Origin of the sequence: Geothermobacter ehrlichii (genome assembly GCF_008124615.1) — a bacterium.
Classification (GTDB): domain Bacteria; phylum Desulfobacterota; class Desulfuromonadia; order Desulfuromonadales; family Geothermobacteraceae; genus Geothermobacter; species Geothermobacter ehrlichii.
In genome coordinates this window covers 42,880-60,811 of record NZ_VNIB01000013.1, presented here as the reverse complement: position 1 = coordinate 60,811, position 17,932 = coordinate 42,880, and the positions used below count along the sequence as shown (strand labels likewise).

The window sequence follows — 17,932 nt, the reverse complement described above, 5'->3', positions numbered from 1 at the left end:
ATGAGAAAGAGCAGGATTTCCTTCACCTTCAGGCTGGCCGCACTTCTGATCGGGACTGTTATGGCTCTGCCGGTGGCGGCTTTGGCAGGAAGCTTCAGCCTCTGTGCTGGCGAGGGTACGGTCACCATGCCCGATGGCAAGGTCATCTCCGTCTGGGGGTTTGCCCAGGGAGGAGCGACCGGTGGTGTCTGTGACAATCCGGTTTCCGTGCCGGGGCCGGAAATTCGCGACAACGCCGGTGGTACCCTGTCCATCATCCTGACCAACACCCTGGCGGTTCCGGTATCGATCATGATTCCCGGGCTTGTGCCGGATGCTGCCGACGTGACACCGACATGGATCGATGCCAGTGGTAACGTGGTTGCCAAAAACCAGCAGTTTCGACCGGCCGACGTGACCAGCCGGGCCAGATCCTTCGTCAAGGAAGTTGATCCGGGAACGTCGGCTACCTATACCTGGCCTGCGCCACGCAATGGTACTTTTCTCTACGAGAGCGGTACCCATCCTCAGGTTCAGGTGCAGATGGGGCTTTACGGGGCACTGATCTATGAATCCACTCCGGGGACGGCCTACGCCGGTATCGGTAATGATGCCCGGACTGTCACCTATGACGCCGACCAGGTCCTGCTGTTCAGCGAATTCGACGTGGAAACCCACGAAGCCGTGGCCGGCGGCAACTATGGTCCCGGCGGCGCCATGACCAGCACCATCGATTACGAGCCCGACTACTATCTGATCAACGGCCAGCCCTACGCACCTTCACGGGCGCCAATGAACATTGCCGCCATCGCTGGCCAGACTGTTTTGCTGCGGCTGCTCAACGCCGGTCTCGACAATGTCGTGCCGACGGTGCAGGGGGCTGGCTACCTTGCCCAGCAGGCCGAAGACGGTTTCGGCTATCCTTATGCCCGCTCCGAATATTCTGTCGACCTGCCGGCGGGCAAGACCGTTGATGCCACCTTCACAGCTCCGGCGTCCGGCTATATTGCTGTCTACGACCGCAGGCTGAATCTGGCCTGGAAAGGCGGTGGGGCCAAATCGGGCGGCCAGCTGGTCTATCTTGGGTTTGGAACCGAGGATGCGATCCTCAATGTCACCAAGGTGCCTGCCCCCACTGGCACTCTGGGTGATGGCACCGTCAAGGTCGCCAGTATGCCCGGCGGTTTCGACTGCCCGGTGGGGCAGACCGCCTGCAGTGCCAGCTACGTCGACGGTACCATGATCCGCCTGACTGCCCAGGCCGTGCCGGGATCCGCCTTCAAGGGCTGGTCCGGTGCCTGCAGCGGCTTTGACGACTGTGTCGTTACCCTGAGCAATGCTGTGGCAACCGATGTTAGTGCCATCTTCAAGCAGTTCACTAAGGTCAAGGTAATGACCCACAATACTGCCGGAATCAAGCTGACCGCAGGTGACGGAACCGTCATTCACGTCGGTGCTCCGGCCAATGCCGTCTATTACCGCTACCTCTACTCCACCAACAACGGTGCAACCTGGAAGCGTATCACCCGCAAGGTCACCGACAGCCATGTTGCCTGGCTGATTCCAGATTTGCCAGCCAAGGCCACCCAGGCGCGCATCAGGGTCGATGTCTACGACGCCAGCAAGACCACACTGATCGCGAGTGATGTCAATAATCAGCCAATGATCATTAAGGTGGTCAAACTGCTCACGCCAAAGCCGGGCGACACCCTGGTCGGCGGTGGTTCGATCGACTTCGTCTGGTCGACCCATACCACCACCAAGGTCGGAGCCGTCAAGCTGCAGTATCGCAAGCGGGTCGGCAAGCCTTGGGTCGATATTGTCACCCTGAATGGCAACCCCGGGTCCTACACCTGGTCGGGGATACCGACCGTGGTTATCCCCAAGACCGACACCTCGGTGCGGGTGCGCCTCTACGACACCAACGGCAACCTGATTGATGGTGACCAGCCGGACGGCTTTCTCAATTACAACTGAGCGCCGCTTTCGAAACTGGGCGGCTCAGACAAAAGCTGATATGATTTGGGGCGGGCTCTACCCGCCCCATTCCTTTGCCCGGAGATAACGATGCGAAAGATCTGGTGTCTGATTCTGTTGCTGTCACTGACTGGCGCCTGTGCACAACGCCCGTCGGCAACCCGGACTGATCGGCTGAAAGCTGTGCAAACCGAGGAAACTGTACAATCAGTGGAAGCTGCACAGGAGCTTTCCGAAGCGGAAAAGGCTCTCGGTGTCCGGGTGGAAACGGTGCGGCTGGCAGCTGCCGGGTATATGCTCGATTTCCGCTATTATGTCTATGACAGTGAAAAATCCCGTCCGCTGGCCAGCAAGAAGTTTTTCCCCTACCTGATACATCAGCGAACCGGTGCCTATCTGGGGATCCCGGCCCCGGCCAAGGTCGGGTCCCTGCGACAGAAGCCGCGATCCCATTACCCGGATCGCAGCTACTTCATGCTCTTCGCCAATCCGGGTGGTCTGGTGAAGCGGGGCGATCGGGTGACGATCGTGGTCGGGAAGTACCGGTTTGAGAATCTGGTTGTGCAATAGCGGGTTGGTGATGTTGTCGAGATCGTGTCTGGGCGTCGTTCTGCTGCTGGCAGGTCTGCTGGTTCCGTTTTCCGGCTGGTGTACCGGCATCGGCCCTTCTCTTGCCGACAGGCTGGCTCTGTCGGCGCCGGAGGAGAGAATCCCGGTCATTGTGCAGATGAAACAGTCTCCCCGGCCGCCGCTGCCGGCTGACCTGACGACCGGCCAGCGGCGCCTGGCGGTCGTGCGGGCGTTGCGGCTGGCAAGCGAAGAGCGGCAGCGGTCCGTACGCCGTCTGCTGCAGGACTGGCGGCGGCGCTACCGGGAGTTGTGGATCATCAACGGTCTGGCGCTCGAATTGACCGCGGCCGAGATCGAGGCCCTGGCCGCGTTGCCGGAAGTGGAGAGCATTCGTTATGACACGCCCTTGCTGCTGGCTGCCGAGCCGGTGCAGCCGATGGCGACGGTGACATCCAGCAGCTGGAACCTGACGTCGATTGGTGTCGATCAGGTTTTTGGGCTGAGCGGCCAGGGCAAGGTGGTGGCCGTGCTCGATACCGGCGTCGATCTGGGGCACCCGGAGTTTACCGCCGGCAGCTGGCGAGGCAATGCCGGCGACTGGTACAATCCCTTCGTTGCCGACTGCACGGCCGATCCGACGAATTGCGGCGCCTGCGACCTGGAGGCGACCCAGCCCTGCGACATTGATGGTCACGGTACCGGCGTCGCCAGCCTGATCGTCGGCCAGTCCCTTGGCGTGGCACCCGGTGCGCAGTGGATCGCGGCCAAGATCTGGCGGGACGACGGCTGGACCACCAACAGTCGTATTCTAGGCGCCCTGCAGTGGGTGCTCGACCCGGACAACGACCCCGCCACCGACGACGCGCCGGATGTGGTCAACGGTTCCTGGGGATTCGAAACCCTGCCCGGTGTTTGCGTGACGGATTTCGAGAGTGCCGTCCAGCAGTTGAAGGACGCCGGCATTCTGGTCGCTTTCGCCGCCGGCAATATCGGACCGTCGGCCAGTACCAGCATCAGCCCGGCCAACAATCCCAACAATTTTGCCGTCGGTTCCGTGGGAGTAACACAAACCGTTTCCCTGTTCAGCTCCCGTGGACCTTCGCCCTGTGACGCGCCGGACGAGGTTTTTCCCGAACTGGTGGCGCCGGGAGAGTCGATTACCATCGCCCAGCCGGGTGGGGGATACGCCGTCGCCAGCGGCACGTCCTTCTCCACGCCACATGTCAGCGGCATCATGGCGCTGCTTCTGGAGGGGTTTCCGCAGACGCCGTCGGTGCAGATGGAGACGGTGCTGAAAACGACGGCGAAGGATCTCGGTGATGCCGGTCCTGACAACGACTACGGTTACGGCCTGGTCGATGCCCTGGCGGCCTACCAGTACCTGCTGCCGCCGGCGCCGGAGCTGATCGCTCCGGCCGATCAGGACAGCGGGCTGGCGGTTGACCTGACCCTGAGCTGGCGGCAGTCGCCGGACCCGCTCGGTGCGGCTGTGACCAACAGCGTCTGGCTGAGTACCGATCCCGGTTTTTCCGGGGCGGTGCCGGTCCAGGTGACACGGGCATCGGCGGATTCTGCTGTTTCTCCGGTGCCGCTTTTTCTGCTGGCGGTGCTGTTGCCGCCGGGATTGTTCTGGCGGCACCGAAACCGGAGCGTGGCAATCGGCTTGCTGCTGCTGGTCGTTCTGACGCTTCTGTCCTGTGGCGGCGGCGGGGGCGGCTCTTCAGCTCCTGTCACTGATCCTGATGTCCGCCAGCTGGATGTCACCGGCCTGACTCCGGCGACCACCTATTACTGGAAGGTCCAGGCCAGGACGGCCCGTGGCGACCTGGCGAGCGAGAGTCCGGTCTATTCTTTCACCACGCAGTGAGGTATGCTTGATGTGGTCCGCATTTTGCTTGGCTGAAAGTCCATCGCCATGACTGAAGACCCGACACCTGTATCGCTCGCCGACCGCTTCGGTCGTCATCTCGACTATCTGCGGCTGTCGATTACCGATCGCTGCAATCTGCGTTGTCGCTACTGCATGCCCGAGGAAGGGGTTGCATCCCTTGGCCACGATGCGGTGCTGCGCTACGAGGAACTGCTGCGCATCGCTCGGGTGGCCTGCGGACTGGGAGTGCGCAAGATTCGGGTGACCGGCGGCGAACCGCTGGTGCGCAAGGGCGTGGTCGGCTTCATCCGTGACCTGGCGGCGTTGCCGCAGAAGCCGGAAATAACGCTGACCACCAACGGACTGCGCCTGGCGGAGCTGGCGGAGGAGCTGGGAACGGCGGGAATGAGCCGGGTCAATGTCAGTCTCGACACCCTGCGTGCCGACCGTTTCCGCGACATCACCCGCCGTGACGGCCTGGAACGGGTGCTGGCCGGCATTGCCGCCGCCGATCGGGCCGGGCTGGGGCCGGTGAAGATCAACATGGTTCCCATCGCCGGCGTCAACGAGGACGAGATCGAGGAGTTCGCCCGGCTGACCCTGGCACACCCCTGGAACGTCCGTTTCATCGAATTCATGCCGGTCAGCGGCGATCTGGAATACGCACCGGAGCGGCGGGTGCCGGTGGAGCGGATCATGGCCGCTCTCGAGAGGGTCGCTCCCCTGGTAGAGGAACCGAGGACGGGGCCGGCCGGTCCGGCCCGTCTCTACCGCTATGCCGGCGCGCCCGGCGGGCTGGGGGTGATACCGGCGGTGTCCAGTCATTTCTGCGGCGAGTGCAACCGGCTGCGGGTGACGTCCGACGGCAGGATCCGCCCCTGCCTCTTCTCCGGCGAGGAGATCGACCTGCGCGCCGCAATCCGTGCCGGCGCCAGCGACGAGGAGCTGGCCGCCATCTTCCGCCGGGCGGCCCATGTCAAACCGGATCGCCATCATCTCGAAGATTCCAGTGTCGGCACCGGTCAGCGTCGCATGGGGCAGATCGGCGGCTAGGCAATTTTCTGTCGATCAGATGAAGAAAGGGAGCAGCTTTTTAAACTGCTCCCTTTTGTATGGAAAAATCGAACCGCGAAGTCACTAAGAACACGAAGCAGGGGCAAAGCGCAATCTGAACCTTCGGTCCTGCCTTCCGATTTTATCTTCGTTCCTTCGTAGTGGATTTACCTGTCTCGTTTTCACTTCTCCTCCGGCAGCGCCTCCCGCAACAATTCCAGGATATGCACCGCCCGCTGTCTGCCGCCGGCGTGGTTGATCGCATCCTGCAGCTGCATGATGCAGCCGGGGCAGTCGGTGGCGACCAGTTCGGCACCGCTTTCTTCGATGTGGCCGGCCTTCTTCGCGCCGATCTTCCTGCTGTTCTCGTAGTGGTAGACCGAGTAGGTGCCGCCGAGGCCGCAGCAGGTGCCGGCATTTTCCATCTCGACGAATTCGACCTGCGGCAGGGCCCTGAGAATGGCCCGGGGTTCGGCGGTGATGCCGCGGGTGCGCAGGTGGCAGGGGTCGTGGTAGGTGACCCGGGTCTTCACCCCGCGTGAGGGGAGTTCGGCCAGTTTTTCCGGCAGGCCCATCTCGACCAGAAAGACGAAGATGTCCCGGGTTTTTTCTGCCAGCTTTTCAAAGGGTTCGCCCATCTCGGCGTAGATCTTCCCGAGACCGGCGTTGCACGAGGCGCAGGCGGTCAGGACGAAATCGACCGGCTCGCGGCTCAATGCGGCCAGGTTCTGTTCGGCCAGCTTCTCCACCACCTCCCCGGCTCCGGCCGAAACTGCCGGCAGGCCGCAGCAGGCCTGGTCGGCGGGGATGATGACGGTCACTCCGAGAAACCTGAGCGCCTTGAGGAAGGCTTCACCGATCTCGGGATACATGTAATTGATTCCGCAGCCGGTGAAGAAGGCGACGGTCGGCTGGCTCGCTTCCCCCGCGATCCGTTCCGGATGGCGCTCGCGGAAGGGGCGGGCGCTCAAGGGCGGCAGGGTACGGCCGCTTTCGAGATAGGGGAGGGGAAAACGCAGCCGCAGGCCGCTGTTTTCCGGCAGTTTCCTGAACAGCAGGGACGAGAGAGCGCCGCCGGTCTTGGCCAGGGCGTTCATCAGCTTCGGCCGGCCGAGAACGGCGGCCACGCCCTTGCCGAAGGTGGAAAGCCCCTGCTGCTCGGCGATACGGCGTCGGGCGGCGGCGACGATCTCTTCGGTCGGCACCTTGTTCGGGCAGCCGGCACAGCAGGAGCCGCACAGCAAGCATTGGGAGAGGTCTTCGAGCACCTTCGCTTCCAGACCGATCTCGCCGTCGAGCACCGCTTTCGACAGCGCCACCTTGCCACGTGCCACCCGTCCTTCGCGTCGCTCGGCGCCGAACACCGGGCAGTGCGCCCGGCAGGCGCCGCACTTGACGCACTGCTCGATGGCGTCGCGGTAGTCTTCGAGGTTTTTCAGCTTGGCCATTGTGGATAAATCCAGTGACGGGTGACGGGGGACGAGTGACGAGGTTGAGTCTTTTGTTCCTCGTCCCTTGTCCCTCGTCACTGTTTCAATCCAGAAAAATCTTCCCCGGATTGAGAATATTGTTCGGGTCGAGGGCCTTCTTGATGGCCTTCATGTAGGCGGCCGCCTCCGGCGTGATCTCCAGCGGGATATAGGGCGCCTTGGCGATGCCGACGCCGTGTTCGCCGCTCATGGTGCCGCCCAGCTCCAGGGCGCCCCTGAATACTTCCTCGATCGCCTTGTGGGCCCGTTCCAGTTCGCCCGGAACCTTGCGGTCGATCATGATGTTGACGTGGATGTTGCCGTCGCCGGCGTGGCCGAAGTTGACGATCGGGATGTTGTACTTCTCGGCGATGGCATCGACCTTGCGGATCATCTCCGGCACCTTGGAGCGGGGTACGCAGATGTCCTCGTTGAACTTGTCCGGATTGACCTTGCGCAGCGAGGCGGACACCGAGCGGCGGATCTGCCACAGCGCCTCGCTCTCTTCCGGTGTCTCGGCGGTGCGGGTCTCGACCACTCCGAGCGGCTGGATCAGCTGCTGAATCTTCTGCACCTGCTTGGCGAGAAATTCCCGGTCGCCGTCGACCTCGATGATCAGCACCGCGCGGGCGTTGTCCGGCACCTCGAGATCGGTCGCCTGACGGACGCAGTCGATGGTCCGGCCGTCCATGAATTCGAGGGTGGTGGGGATGATCTTGTTGCTGATGATGGTCGACACCGCCTTGGCTGCGCCGTCGATCGAGTCGAACAGCACCAGCATGGTCTTCTTCGCTTCCGGCAGCGGCAGCAGCTTGAGGACTATGCGGGTGATGATGCCGAGGGTGCCTTCCGAACCGCACAGCAGCTTGGTCAGATCATACCCGACCACACCCTTCATGGTCGGGCCGCCAGTGGTGATGATATCCCCGGTCGGGGTGACCACCTGCAGGCCGATGACGAAGTCCTTGGTGACGCCGTATTTGACGCAACGCGGCCCGCCGGCGCATTCGGCAACATTGCCGCCGAGGGTGGAGAATTTGAGTGAGGCCGGATCAGGCGGATAGAACAGGCCGAGTTTTTCCACCTCTTTCTGGAACTGTTCGGTGACCACGCCCGGTTCCACCGTCGCCACCAGGTTTTCGGTGTCGATCTCGACGATCCGGTTCATCCGTTCGGTGGACAGGACGATGCCGCCCCTGGTCGGCAGCGAGCCGCCGGTGAAGCCGCTGCCGGCGCCGCGCGGAAAGACGGGTATCCGTTCGGCGTTGGCGATCTTCATCACCAGCGCCACCTCTTCGGCACTGGCTGGAAAGACCACCACGTCGGGCAGGTACTGCTGCTGGGTGGCATCGTAGGAGTAGCAGATGAGATCGGCCTTGTCGGTGGCGACATGCTCCGCTCCGAGCGTCGCCTGCAGGTCGCGGATAATGCGTTGGTCGAGCATGGTGTTTTCCTTTGGTATTCAGGAGTCAGGTTCCGGGAGAGAAAGGCATTTTATTCTGACTCCTGAATTCTGAATCCTGGCTCCTGCAGTATCGGCAGCACCGTCCCGCCTTCGGGAATGACCAGGGTGCGTGGATTTTCGGGCAGTTCTTGATAGGCCATTTGCAGGGCGGCGTCAAGGTTTTCGGCCTTTTCCATCCCCATGGCGGCGGTCTGCTCGGCGGAAAAGCCGCTGATCAGGATGATCCGGAAGCGGCGGGCCTTGTCGAGGGTGGCGTGGGCGGTCTGACCGTTGATCTGGTAGCCGGCGCGCAGGGCCGTTTCGAATTCGGCCAGATCCTGGTAGCGGAACCAGTCGAAAAAGGTCGGATGGCCGAAACCGTCGGGACATGCGGCCAGCAGGATCGCGGTGCCGCCCGGCCGCAGCGCCCGCACGCCGTAGTCGAGGGCCTTGTGGGCCTGGATGAAGTTGATGTCCTTCGGTGCCCCGCCGCAGGAGATCACCGCCAGATCGGCCGGTTCGGTCACCGGCGCGGTGTAGAGCCGCAGGGCCAGCTCGCAGCCGGCCAGGTGGGCCTGTTCCAGGTCGCCGCAGAAGACGCCGGCGATGCGCTTGTCCGCAGTGAGCACGGTGTTGAGCAGAAAATCGGGCTCGACCAGCCGTGCCGCCTCGAGAATCGCCGCGTGCACCGGGTTGCCGTCGAGTATCGCCGGCGCCGCCAGCGGATGCTTGCCGCCGACCCCGGGCGGGTTGAACACCCGGAAATGGGTGGCCATGCAGGTCTCGCGGGCCGCGACGCCGGGCACCAGTCCCTTGCGGCCGCCGCCGAAACCGGCGAAATAGTGGACGCCGATGGTGCCGGTGACGATCACCCGGTCGGCTTCGACCACCGTACGGTTGATGACCACCGGAATACCGTCGACCTCGCCCAGTTCGACCAGCTGTTCCGAGTCGTCGCAGTCGTGGTCGACGATCCGGATACGGCCGAACAGCGGGCCGAGGATTTTCCGGTGTTCGGCCTCCGTCTGCCGGCGGTGAATCCCCAGGGCGATGACGATGGTGATGGCGTCGTCGGTGATACCGGCCCTGTTCAGCCGTTCCACCAGCTGCGGCAGGTAGATTTCACTGCCGGTGTAGCGGGTGATGTCCGAGGTGACGATGGCGACCGTTTCATGCGGGCGGACGATGGTTTCGATGGGCGGGGTGCCGATGGGAGCGTCCAGGGCGGAGCAGATCAGTGTCGCTTCCGCGGCCGGGGCGACGAAGGGGCGGGCGCACAGCAGCTCGGCGCCGGGAATGCTGGCCGTTATCGTGTCGGTGCCGTATTTCAATTCGAATTCGGTCATATCTTACCTGGGAAGTTGACTTTTCCATCATAATGAAAAAACGGCTCCGGCGGCAAGCTCTGTACCGTACTTTTGTTGACACCCGCCGGCCCCGGTTCCTACAATGCCCTATTTCCAGCGGGAGTGCCTCATTTGGCGAACAAGAAAGCGAAAACCATCTTTTCCTGCCAGCAGTGCGGTTACCAGAGTCCCAAGTGGCTTGGGCGCTGTCCCGACTGCGGCCAGTGGAACAGTCTGGTCGAAGAGACCGTGCAGCCGGCGCCCGGCAGGCGCAGCGGCGTGGCCGCCGGCACAGCGAGTGTGCCGCAGTGGTTGAGCGAGGTCAACGCCCGCGAGGAGGACCGCCTGCAGGTCGGCATCGGCGAGTTCGACCGGGTGCTGGGCGGCGGGGTGGTCCCCGGATCGCTGACCCTGATCGGCGGTGACCCCGGCATCGGCAAGTCGACCCTGCTGCTGCAGGCTCTCGGCCGTCTGGCCGGGCATGGCGCGGCTCTCTACGTCACCGCCGAGGAGTCGGCCCGCCAGGTCAAGTTGCGCGCCGAGCGGCTGGGAGTGGCGGCCGGACAGTTGCTGCTGCTGGCCGAAACCGCGCTGGAAGCGATTCTCGAGCACATCCGGCAGCTCGATCCCGCCTTTCTGGTCGTCGACTCGATCCAGACCATTTTCACCGCCGCCCTGGAGTCGGCTCCCGGCAGCGTCAGCCAGGTGCGCGAATGCGCCGGGCGACTGATGCAGGTCGCCAAGGGGGACGGCATACCGACCTTCATCGTCGGCCACGTCACCAAGGACGGCGCCATTGCCGGACCGCGGATGCTCGAACACATGGTTGACACGGTCCTCTACTTCGAGGGGGATGCCGGCCATCCCTACCGCATTCTGAGGGCGGTGAAGAACCGTTTCGGCTCGACCAACGAAATCGGTGTTTTCGAGATGCGCGAAAGCGGCTTGGTCGAGGTGCCCAATCCGTCGGAACTCTTCCTCGCCGAACGGCCGGAGGGGGTCGCCGGCAGCGCCGTCGTCCCCTCGCTGGAAGGCAGCCGTCCGATTCTGGTCGAGCTGCAGGCGCTGGTGTCGCCGACCAGCTTCGGTACGCCCCGCCGCACCACCATCGGTTTCGATCACAACCGGGTGGCTCTGCTCGGGGCCGTGCTGGAGAAGAAGGTCGGCCTGTCGCTTCTGGCACAGGACATCTTTCTCAATGTCGCCGGCGGGGTGCGCCTGGACGAGCCGGCGGTCGATCTCGGTGTGGCGGCGGCCCTGGCTTCGAGTCATCTGAACAGACCGATTCCGTCGCGCACCATTGTCTTCGGGGAGATCGGCCTGGCCGGCGAGGTACGGGCCGTCTCCCGCCCCGAACTGCGGGTCAAGGAGGCGTCTCGGCTCGGGTTCGACCGCTGTTTTCTGCCGGCGGGAAATCTGAAGAATCTGGAGGCGCCCGAGGGGCTGGAGCTGGTCGGGGTGAAAAGTGTCGCGCAGATGCTGGATGATGTTTTCGAATGAGAGCTGAAAAAGCTGCTGGTTGTGGTCTGCCGGTTTTGAATGTTTAGATCTTCGGGCGATAGAGGTGCATCCGGGGTTGCGCCCCCGGACGGCGCCGTCCTCTTTTGCTGGCCCAAAAGAGGACGCAGAAAAGGGCCTTGCGCCTGCGGCGGGCATTACTGTCGCGAAGGCTCGGTGGGGCGTAAGAATGTCGTATCAACCTGGGACGACAGCCCTTCGAGCCAGCGGAAAAGGCCTCCCCAACGAGCGGCAGGCCGCTCGATGGGCCAGGTCGACCTGCCGCAACCTCGACGGGAACGGCTGTTGGCGGGACAAGCGGTACACATGGGGCAGCTCGGAACCGTTTGGCCCGTGCGAGCGTAGCGAGCCCGGGAACGACGTTTTTCTGCTGCCACGAAGAACTTTCGGTCTGTTTGTCGGGATGGTAGAAAAGAGGCACAGGCAGCCGCGACAGCAATAAAACAAAGCGTTTTTGCTTACTTTTTTCGCGCTGAAAAAAGTAAGGCGCCCGGCGGGGCGCGTCCCGCCGGTTTTGCTTTTGATTTTTTCGACCTTTGGTCGATAGCCATCAATCCGGGGTTGCGCCCCCCGGACGACGCCTTACTCTTTGGCGCTCCAAAGAGTAAGCAGAAAAAGCTTCGCCTGCGGCGGGCATTGCTGTCGCGAGAGTTCGGTGGGACGTAACCCTTGCGTTTCCGTCCAGAACGACGATGCTTTGCGCCAACAGAAAAATTTTCCCAGCGAGCGGCAGGCCGCTCGCTGGGCCAGGTTGCACTGCCGCAGCCTCGACAGAAAAGGTTGTTGCCAGAAAGAACGGTTCGCTCTGCACCGCTCGGAACCGTCTGGCCCGTGTGAGCGCAGCGAGCCCGGGAACGATGATTTTTTGTCGCCACGAAGCAGGGGCTGACCAGTTCGGTCGGTTTGGTAAAATGAGTCACTGGCCTTTGCGGCTGCTATAAAACCAGCGTTTTTGCTTACTTTTTTGCGCTGAAAAAGTAAGGCGCCTGGCGGGGCGCGTCCCGCCGGTTTTACAGGATTTTATCCGGAGAGCAATTATGAGCGATAAGCTGACCCATTTCGACAGCGAAGGCCGGGCGGTGATGGTCGATGTCGGCGGCAAGCCGGTCACCGAGCGGGTGGCTGTCGCCGGCGGCGAGGTGCGGATGCGACCGGCGACTCTGAACCGGATTCTCGACCGGAGCATCGAGAAGGGGGATGTTTTCGGTATCGCCCGCACCGCCGGCATCATGGCCGCCAAGCAGACCGGCAGCCTGATCCCGCTCTGCCATCCGCTGCTGCTGACCTCGGTCAGTGTCGATTTCACGCCGCATCCCGACGAGGGCCGGGTCGAGATCCGTGCCACCGTCAAGGTCACCGCCCGGACCGGCGTCGAGATGGAGGCCCTGACGGCCGTCTCGGTCGCCGGCCTGACCATCTACGATATGTGCAAGGCGATCGACCGGAGCATGGTTGTCGGCCAGGTGCGCCTGCTCGAGAAGCACGGCGGCAGGAGCGGTTCCTGGGTGCGGGAGGAGAACGGATGAGTGCCTGTTACCGTATCGGCTGGAAGACATTGCTCCCCCTGGGACTGCTGCTGGTTCTGCTCCTCGGGCTGCTGATCCTCAGCGTGATCCGCGGCGAGGCCGTGCTGAAGATCCTGCTGGTCGCCGGCATCCTGTTGCCGGTGCTGCTGGTCCTGCTTGCCAGCCTGCGGCGTCGGGTGGTGCTGGACGAGGAAGGTGTCCGGGTGGTGCGTGTCTTCGACGAGAAGTACTTCCGCTGGGACGAGCTCACCTCGCTGGAGGCGGTCGCGGTGCGGGGACGCGCTTTCGTGACCCTCTGCGCCGGCGAGGATTTCGCCATCCTGTCCAACAGTTACGGCGACTTCACCGGCCTGGTGCGGGCCCTTGCCGACAGGTTGCCGGAGTCGGTAGTCAGTCCCGAGGCGAAGCGGCTGCTCGAGCGGCAGGATTCGGTCATGGCCGGGGTTTTTCCCCTGTGGTTCGGCGTTGTCGCCCTGCTCTATATCCTGTGGCACATGCTGCTGGGCTGAATCGGCCGGCGGAATTGACTTGGGATGGTATTTCAAGTAATTTGACTTATTACAGTCCAACCACGGAGGCTCCCCATGGAACCTGAAAAACTCGAAGAATTCCGGCAGTTGTTGCAGGGGCAGCTGGACGAGATTCTGCGCAATGCCGGCGAAACCGTGGCCGAAATGACGGACGAGAAGGAAAACTTTCCTGATCCGACCGACCGGGCCTCGCTGGAATCGGACCGGAATTTCGAGTTGCGCATCCGTGACCGGGAGCGCAAGCTGGCCAACAAGATCCGTGAGGCCCTGGAGCGTATCGACAGCGGCGAATTCGGACTTTGCGAAAGCTGTGGCGAGGAGATCGGCGAAGGACGGCTGAAGGCGCGGCCGGTCGCCACCCTCTGCATTGAGTGCAAGACTGAGCAGGAGCGCCAGGAAAAGATCGGCTGAGGCGGTGTCCTGGCCGCTTTGCCCTGTTGACAGGAAAATCCCCTTTGGGTAAGGTAGCAACGCTTTTCGGGGCTGTAGCTCAGCTGGGAGAGCGACGCGTTCGCAACGCGTAGGTCGGCGGTTCGATCCCGCTCAGCTCCACCAATAAATTCAAGGCCGATCCGGAGAAACCCGGGTCGGCCTTTTTTTGATCGCACCATATCCGGCGGGATCGAAGCGGAGCGAGCGCGTCCAGTGGACGAAAAGCGGCCAGGGATGGCCGCGACAGCGAGCGGAGGGGGGGCTGCGCAGGGGCGGACAGGACGTCTGCCCCGTAGCAGGCGATCCCGCTCAGCTCCACCAAAGAAAAGACGGCCGGTCCGGAGGATATCCGGGTCGGCCTTTTTTTTCAACTTCAGGAGCCGTGCCGGTCGCAGGTGCGCACCAGCTCCTCGCACAGGGCGAACATGCCGATGCCGGTCGGGCAGGCGCGGTCGCAGCGACCGCAGGCGACACAGCCGGGCTCGCCCCAGCGCAGCGGGTCGGCGACCAGCTTGTGATAGATGCGACGGCGGGTGCGCAGGGTTTCGGTGCCCAGGGGATTGTGGCCGCTGGCTTCGCGCATGAAGGCGTCGAGCTGGCAGGAATCCCAGAGTCGGCTGCGCTCGGTCCGCTTGCCGAAGGTCCGGTCCTGGACGCCGAAGCAGCTGCAGGTGGGGCAGGCGAAGTTGCAGCCGCCGCAGGCGATGCAGCGGGCGGCGATCTCTTCCCAGAAGTCTTCCGGAACCCGTTCTTCCTGCAGCAGCCGGGCAGCCTTAAGCAGGATCTCGGGCAACAGTTCGGTGGCGTTCCGGTCGAGGGCGGCCAGCTTGTCCGGCGCGGCCTCGGCAAATCCTTCCAGCAGCTCCGTTCCGCGCGCCGTGTGTGGGTGGGCGAGCAGGCCGTCCGGAGCGAGGATCAGCTCCAGGTCGCACTCCCCTTCCAGTGGGGGCAGTGTCTCCCCCTGCGCGCCGGCCAGGCCGCTTACCCCGACCAGCAGGGCCCCCCGGCGGCGGCGCAGGTAGGCGTCGTCGGTGGGGGGGCTGAGGAAGAAGCGGTCGAGAAAGGCGATGCCGGCCAGATCAAGGTGGTCGAGGCCGAGCAGGGCCGGAGGCTTCTCCGGCGGGTTGGGCAGCGCCACGCCGCCAGCATCGTCCAGTTCCAGGAGCAGCTCGAGTTGGGGGAAGAAAACTTCCGTCGGCTTGCGCTGCAGTGGCGGGCCGGCCAGCACAGGCAGCCCGCCCTGCCAGGGCAGCAGCAGCCGGCTGCCGTCGCTCATCCGCTGCGGCACCAGCAGCTGCCAGCGCTCGGCGATCCGCTCCAGCAGGCAGAGAAAATCCTTCTCTTCCAGCCGTTTCAGCATGGCTGAAGCCTCACGGCGCAGACCTTGAATTCGGGGATGCCCGATTCCGGGTCGAGGGCGTTGTTGGTCAGGGCGTTGGCGGCTCCTTCGACGAAATGGAAGGGGATGAACAGCTGCCCGGCGGGAACCCGATCGGTGATTCTGGTCCGCGCTTCGATGCTGCCGCGGCGGCTGCTGATGCGGACCGGCCGGCGTTCCTCAAGCTGATAGCGGGCGGCGTCGGCCGGATGGATTTCGACGTAGGGCTCGCGTTCTTCGCGGTCGAGCAGGTGGCTGCGGCGGGTCATGCTGCCGGTGTGCCAGTGCACCCCGGTGCGTCCGGTATTGAGCAGGAATGGATAGTCGGCGTCCGGCGTCTCGACCGCTGGTCGGTAGGCGACCGGACTGAAGCGGGCCTTGCCGCGGCTGCAGCGCCCGACGTGCAGGATCGGAGTACCGGGATGTTCAGCATCCGGGCAGGGCCATTGCAGGCCGGTCCCTTCCAGCCGGGGGTAGCTGATGCCGGCGTAGCTCGGGGTCAGCGCGGCGATCTCCGCCATGATCTCCCCCGGACCGGCATAGCCGGCCGGCACGCCGCAGCGCCCCAGCAGCGCGCAGAGAATCTGCCAGTCGGCCCGGGCCTCTCCCGGCGGGGCGATCGCCTGGCGGCCGCGCTGGACCCGGCGCTCGGTGGAGGTGAAGCTGCCGTCCCGTTCGGCGTAGCAGGCGGCCGGCAGCACCACGTCGGCCAGCTGCGCGGTTTCGGTGGGGAAGATGTCGATGACGGCGAGAAACTCCAGCTTCTGCAGTGCCTGACGGACCAGGCCCTGATTCGCCTCGGAGAGGAGCGGATTCTCCCCCATGATCAGCATGCCGCGCACTCTGCCGGCCGCGGCGGCTTCCATGGCGTGGGTCGCCATCAGGCCGGGCCGATCCGGCAGGGGCACGCCCCAGGCGGCGGAGAATTTCTCCCGCGCCGCCGGGTCGCTCACCTTCTGGTAGCCGCTGTAGACGTCGGGCAGGGCGCCCATGTCGCAGGCTCCCTGGACATTGTTCTGGCCGCGCAGGGGATTGAGGCCGGTGCCCGGCCGGCCGATGTTGCCGGTCAGCAGGGCGAGGTTGGAGAGCGCCCGGACATTGTCGACCCCGTGGCTGTGTTGGGTGATGCCCATGGCGAAGACGATCATCGCCTTATCCGCGCAGGCGAAGCGGCGTGCGGCGTCGACCAGTTGCTGGGCCGGCACGCCGGTGATGGCCGCGACCCGCTCCGGGGTGTAGTCCCGCAGCGAGGCTTCGAAGGCGGCGAAGTTTTCGCAGCGGGCGGCGATGAAAGCGCGGTCCTCCAGGCCGTCGGCGAGGATCTGCCGCATCATGCCGCAGAGCAGAGCGACGTCGGTGCCGTTCTGCGGCCGCAGGTGCAGGTCGGCATGCCGGGCCAGGCGGATGGTCCGGCCGTCGATCACGATCAGTCCCGCGCCCCGCTGCCGGGCCTGGAGGATCCGGCTGCCGATCAGCGGATGCTGTTCGGTGGTGTTGGAGCCGATCACCAGCACCAGGTCGGTCCGTTCGAAGCAGTTCAGGCTGTTGGTCATCGCTCCCGAGCCGAGGGTCTCCGCCAGGCCGAAAACGGTCGAGGAATGGCAGAGCCGGGCGCAGTGATCGACGTTGTTGGTACCGAAGCCGGCCCGGGCCAGCTTCATCAGCAGGTAGTTCTCCTCGTTGCTGGCCTTGGCCGAGGCGAGGAACATCAGGCTGTCGGGACCGTGCCGTTCGGCGATGGCGGCCAGGCGGCAATGGACCAGATCGAGGGCGGTTTCCCAGTCACAAGGGCGCAGCTTTCCCTGCCGGCGCAGCAGCGGGTGGGTCAGCCGCTCCGGGTGGGCGACGAAGGCGTGGGCGTTCCAGCCCTTGAGGCAGAGTTGGCCGCGGCTGACCGGATGGCCGGCGACCGGTTCGACGCCGTACAGCTGTCCCCGCTCGTCGCCGAGCAGGTAAAGATTGCAGCCGGTGCCGCAGTAGGGGCAGGTGGTCAGGGTGGCCTTCACAGGGCGCCTCGCAACGCTTCCACCTCCTCCAGCCAGAAGACCGGACCATCGCTGCAGCAGGTGAGGTGTTCGATGCTGCAGTGGCCGCACTTGCCGACCCCGCAGCGCATCTGCCGTTCGAGGGAGAGCATGATCCGGCGTTCGCCGCTCAACCCGAGCCGGCGCAACTCGGCGATCACCGGACGGTACATCGGCGGCGGACCGACCAGCACCGCGCTGCAGTTGGCCGGATCGAGTTCGAGCTGTGACAGCAGCCGGGGCAGCAGCCCGGTTTCGCCATCGTAGCAGGAGTCGGCCGGAATCCGGTCGACGGTGTAGCGGCAGTCGAGTCGCTCGCTGCGCTGCCAGGCGGCCAGATCGTCCTTGAACAGCAGATCGGCGGGAGAACGGGCGCCGTAGAGGATGTGCACCGCGGCGAACTCCTCCGGCCGGTCCTGGCAGTACTGGATCAGGGAGCGCAGCGGAGCCAGGCCGCAGCCGCCGGCGATCAGCAGCAATTGCTTGCCGCGCAGGGCGTCGAGCTGGAAGGGGCGGCCGAAGGGGCCGCGGATGCCAATCAGGGCGCCGGGGGCAAGCTTGTGCAGGGCGCCGGTGAGTCGGCCGGCCCGGCGCACTGCCAGTTCGAAAACGGTGCCGCGGGTCGGCGAGTTGGCGACCGAGATCGGCGCCTCGGTCAGACCGGGAATCGACAGCTGGATGAACTGCCCCGGCTGGTGTCCCAGGGAGGAGCCGTCCACCAGCTGCAGCCGGAACAGCTTCTCCTGCGGGGTCAGCCCGGAGACGGTCAGCAGCCGGCAGGGCCGGGGGGCGTAGAGCGAGGCGGGAGCGGTCATC

The 17,932-nt window shown here is 64.4% G+C and carries 14 protein-coding genes and 1 tRNA gene; 9 read left to right on the top strand and 6 right to left on the bottom strand.

Annotated elements, in window-relative coordinates; translation table 11 throughout:
• The 4 genes from EDC39_RS12515 (at nt 1) to moaA (ending at nt 5,449) form a co-directional block, all read left to right on the top strand.
• A complete protein-coding gene (locus EDC39_RS12515; protein ID WP_148896737.1) occupies nt 1–1,956 on the top strand; it encodes an InlB B-repeat-containing protein in 1,956 nt (651 codons plus the stop codon).
• Between the two features lie 90 nt (nt 1,957–2,046).
• Nucleotides 2,047–2,526 carry a hypothetical protein gene (locus tag EDC39_RS12510; RefSeq protein ID WP_148896736.1) on the top strand — a complete coding sequence of 160 codons (480 nt, stop codon included), beginning with the start codon at nt 2,047–2,049 and terminating at the stop codon, nt 2,524–2,526.
• A 10-nt stretch (nt 2,527–2,536) separates the two neighbouring features.
• Nucleotides 2,537–4,393 (top strand): S8 family serine peptidase, encoded by a 1,857-nt coding sequence (locus EDC39_RS12505; protein ID WP_148896735.1) that lies wholly within the window; start codon nt 2,537–2,539, stop codon nt 4,391–4,393.
• Nucleotides 4,394–4,441: 48 nt separating this feature from the next.
• Nucleotides 4,442–5,449 carry a GTP 3',8-cyclase MoaA gene (gene moaA, locus EDC39_RS12500; RefSeq protein WP_148896734.1) on the top strand — a complete coding sequence of 336 codons (1,008 nt, stop codon included), beginning with the start codon at nt 4,442–4,444 and terminating at the stop codon, nt 5,447–5,449.
• Between the two features lie 182 nt (nt 5,450–5,631).
• Here moaA and EDC39_RS12495 read toward each other — a convergent pair whose 3' ends face one another.
• The 3 genes from EDC39_RS12495 to EDC39_RS12485 all read right to left on the bottom strand — a co-directional run bounded on the left by EDC39_RS12495 (nt 5,632) and on the right by EDC39_RS12485 (nt 9,708).
• Nucleotides 5,632–6,897 (bottom strand): (Fe-S)-binding protein, encoded by a 1,266-nt coding sequence (locus EDC39_RS12495; RefSeq protein WP_148896733.1) that lies wholly within the window; start codon nt 6,895–6,897, stop codon nt 5,632–5,634.
• A gap of 85 nt (nt 6,898–6,982) precedes the next feature.
• Nucleotides 6,983–8,362: an FAD-binding oxidoreductase gene (locus EDC39_RS12490; RefSeq protein WP_148896732.1), complete on the bottom strand. Its 1,380-nt coding sequence runs from the start codon at nt 8,360–8,362 to the stop codon at nt 6,983–6,985.
• Nucleotides 8,363–8,412: 50 nt separating this feature from the next.
• Nucleotides 8,413–9,708, bottom strand: coding sequence for a nickel-dependent lactate racemase family protein (locus tag EDC39_RS12485; protein ID WP_148896731.1), 1,296 nt, complete (start codon nt 9,706–9,708; stop codon nt 8,413–8,415).
• A 132-nt stretch (nt 9,709–9,840) separates the two neighbouring features.
• Here EDC39_RS12485 and radA point away from each other — a divergent pair, with 132 nt between their 5' ends.
• The 5 genes from radA to EDC39_RS12460 all read left to right on the top strand — a co-directional run bounded on the left by radA (nt 9,841) and on the right by EDC39_RS12460 (nt 13,837).
• Nucleotides 9,841–11,208: a DNA repair protein RadA gene (gene radA / locus EDC39_RS12480; protein WP_148896730.1), complete on the top strand. Its 1,368-nt coding sequence runs from the start codon at nt 9,841–9,843 to the stop codon at nt 11,206–11,208.
• Nucleotides 11,209–12,263: 1,055 nt separating this feature from the next.
• On the top strand, nt 12,264–12,752 hold the full coding sequence (gene moaC, locus EDC39_RS12475; protein WP_148896729.1) for a cyclic pyranopterin monophosphate synthase MoaC: 489 nt from the start codon (nt 12,264–12,266) through the stop codon (nt 12,750–12,752).
• On the top strand, nt 12,749–13,261 hold the full coding sequence (locus EDC39_RS12470) for a PH domain-containing protein (protein WP_148896728.1): 513 nt from the start codon (nt 12,749–12,751) through the stop codon (nt 13,259–13,261). Before moaC ends, EDC39_RS12470 begins: the two co-directional genes overlap by 4 nt.
• 75 nt (nt 13,262–13,336) lie before the next feature.
• Entirely contained in the window at nt 13,337–13,693 is a 357-nt protein-coding gene (gene dksA / locus EDC39_RS12465) for an RNA polymerase-binding protein DksA (RefSeq protein ID WP_148896727.1), read from the top strand.
• Nucleotides 13,694–13,761: 68 nt separating this feature from the next.
• Nucleotides 13,762–13,837 (top strand) — tRNA-Ala (locus EDC39_RS12460).
• A 250-nt stretch (nt 13,838–14,087) separates the two neighbouring features.
• Here EDC39_RS12460 and EDC39_RS12455 read toward each other — a convergent pair.
• From EDC39_RS12455 to EDC39_RS12445, 3 genes are read right to left on the bottom strand one after another with little or no spacing between them, the layout of a single operon-like run.
• Nucleotides 14,088–15,074 (bottom strand): 4Fe-4S dicluster domain-containing protein, encoded by a 987-nt coding sequence (locus tag EDC39_RS12455; RefSeq protein ID WP_148896726.1) that lies wholly within the window; start codon nt 15,072–15,074, stop codon nt 14,088–14,090.
• Nucleotides 15,068–17,098, bottom strand: coding sequence for a formate dehydrogenase subunit alpha (fdhF, locus tag EDC39_RS12450; protein WP_148896725.1), 2,031 nt, complete (start codon nt 17,096–17,098; stop codon nt 15,068–15,070). The genes EDC39_RS12455 and fdhF overlap by 7 nt, the downstream gene beginning before the upstream one ends.
• Nucleotides 17,095–17,931 (bottom strand): FAD/NAD(P)-binding protein, encoded by an 837-nt coding sequence (locus EDC39_RS12445; RefSeq protein WP_148896724.1) that lies wholly within the window; start codon nt 17,929–17,931, stop codon nt 17,095–17,097. Before EDC39_RS12445 ends, fdhF begins: the two co-directional genes overlap by 4 nt.
• Nucleotide 17,932 lies beyond the last annotated feature (1 nt).

Bases quoted from the DNA above. Each gene is read 5' to 3' on its own strand.
- EDC39_RS12470 (WP_148896728.1), top strand. From the start codon at position 12,749: ATGAGTGCCTGTTACCGTATCGGCTGGAAGACATTGCTCCCCCTGGGA.
- EDC39_RS12455 (WP_148896726.1), bottom strand. From the start codon at position 15,074: ATGCTGAAACGGCTGGAAGAGAAGGATTTTCTCTGCCTGCTGGAGCGG.
- moaA (WP_148896734.1), top strand. From the start codon at position 4,442: ATGACTGAAGACCCGACACCTGTATCGCTCGCCGACCGCTTCGGTCGT.
- EDC39_RS12445 (WP_148896724.1), bottom strand. From the start codon at position 17,931: ATGACCGCTCCCGCCTCGCTCTACGCCCCCCGGCCCTGCCGGCTGCTG.
- EDC39_RS12515 (WP_148896737.1), top strand. From the start codon at position 1: ATGAGAAAGAGCAGGATTTCCTTCACCTTCAGGCTGGCCGCACTTCTG.
- EDC39_RS12485 (WP_148896731.1), bottom strand. From the start codon at position 9,708: ATGACCGAATTCGAATTGAAATACGGCACCGACACGATAACGGCCAGC.
- EDC39_RS12490 (WP_148896732.1), bottom strand. From the start codon at position 8,362: ATGCTCGACCAACGCATTATCCGCGACCTGCAGGCGACGCTCGGAGCG.
- EDC39_RS12495 (WP_148896733.1), bottom strand. From the start codon at position 6,897: ATGGCCAAGCTGAAAAACCTCGAAGACTACCGCGACGCCATCGAGCAG.
- moaC (WP_148896729.1), top strand. From the start codon at position 12,264: ATGAGCGATAAGCTGACCCATTTCGACAGCGAAGGCCGGGCGGTGATG.
- EDC39_RS12510 (WP_148896736.1), top strand. From the start codon at position 2,047: ATGCGAAAGATCTGGTGTCTGATTCTGTTGCTGTCACTGACTGGCGCC.
- dksA (WP_148896727.1), top strand. From the start codon at position 13,337: ATGGAACCTGAAAAACTCGAAGAATTCCGGCAGTTGTTGCAGGGGCAG.
- EDC39_RS12505 (WP_148896735.1), top strand. From the start codon at position 2,537: ATGTTGTCGAGATCGTGTCTGGGCGTCGTTCTGCTGCTGGCAGGTCTG.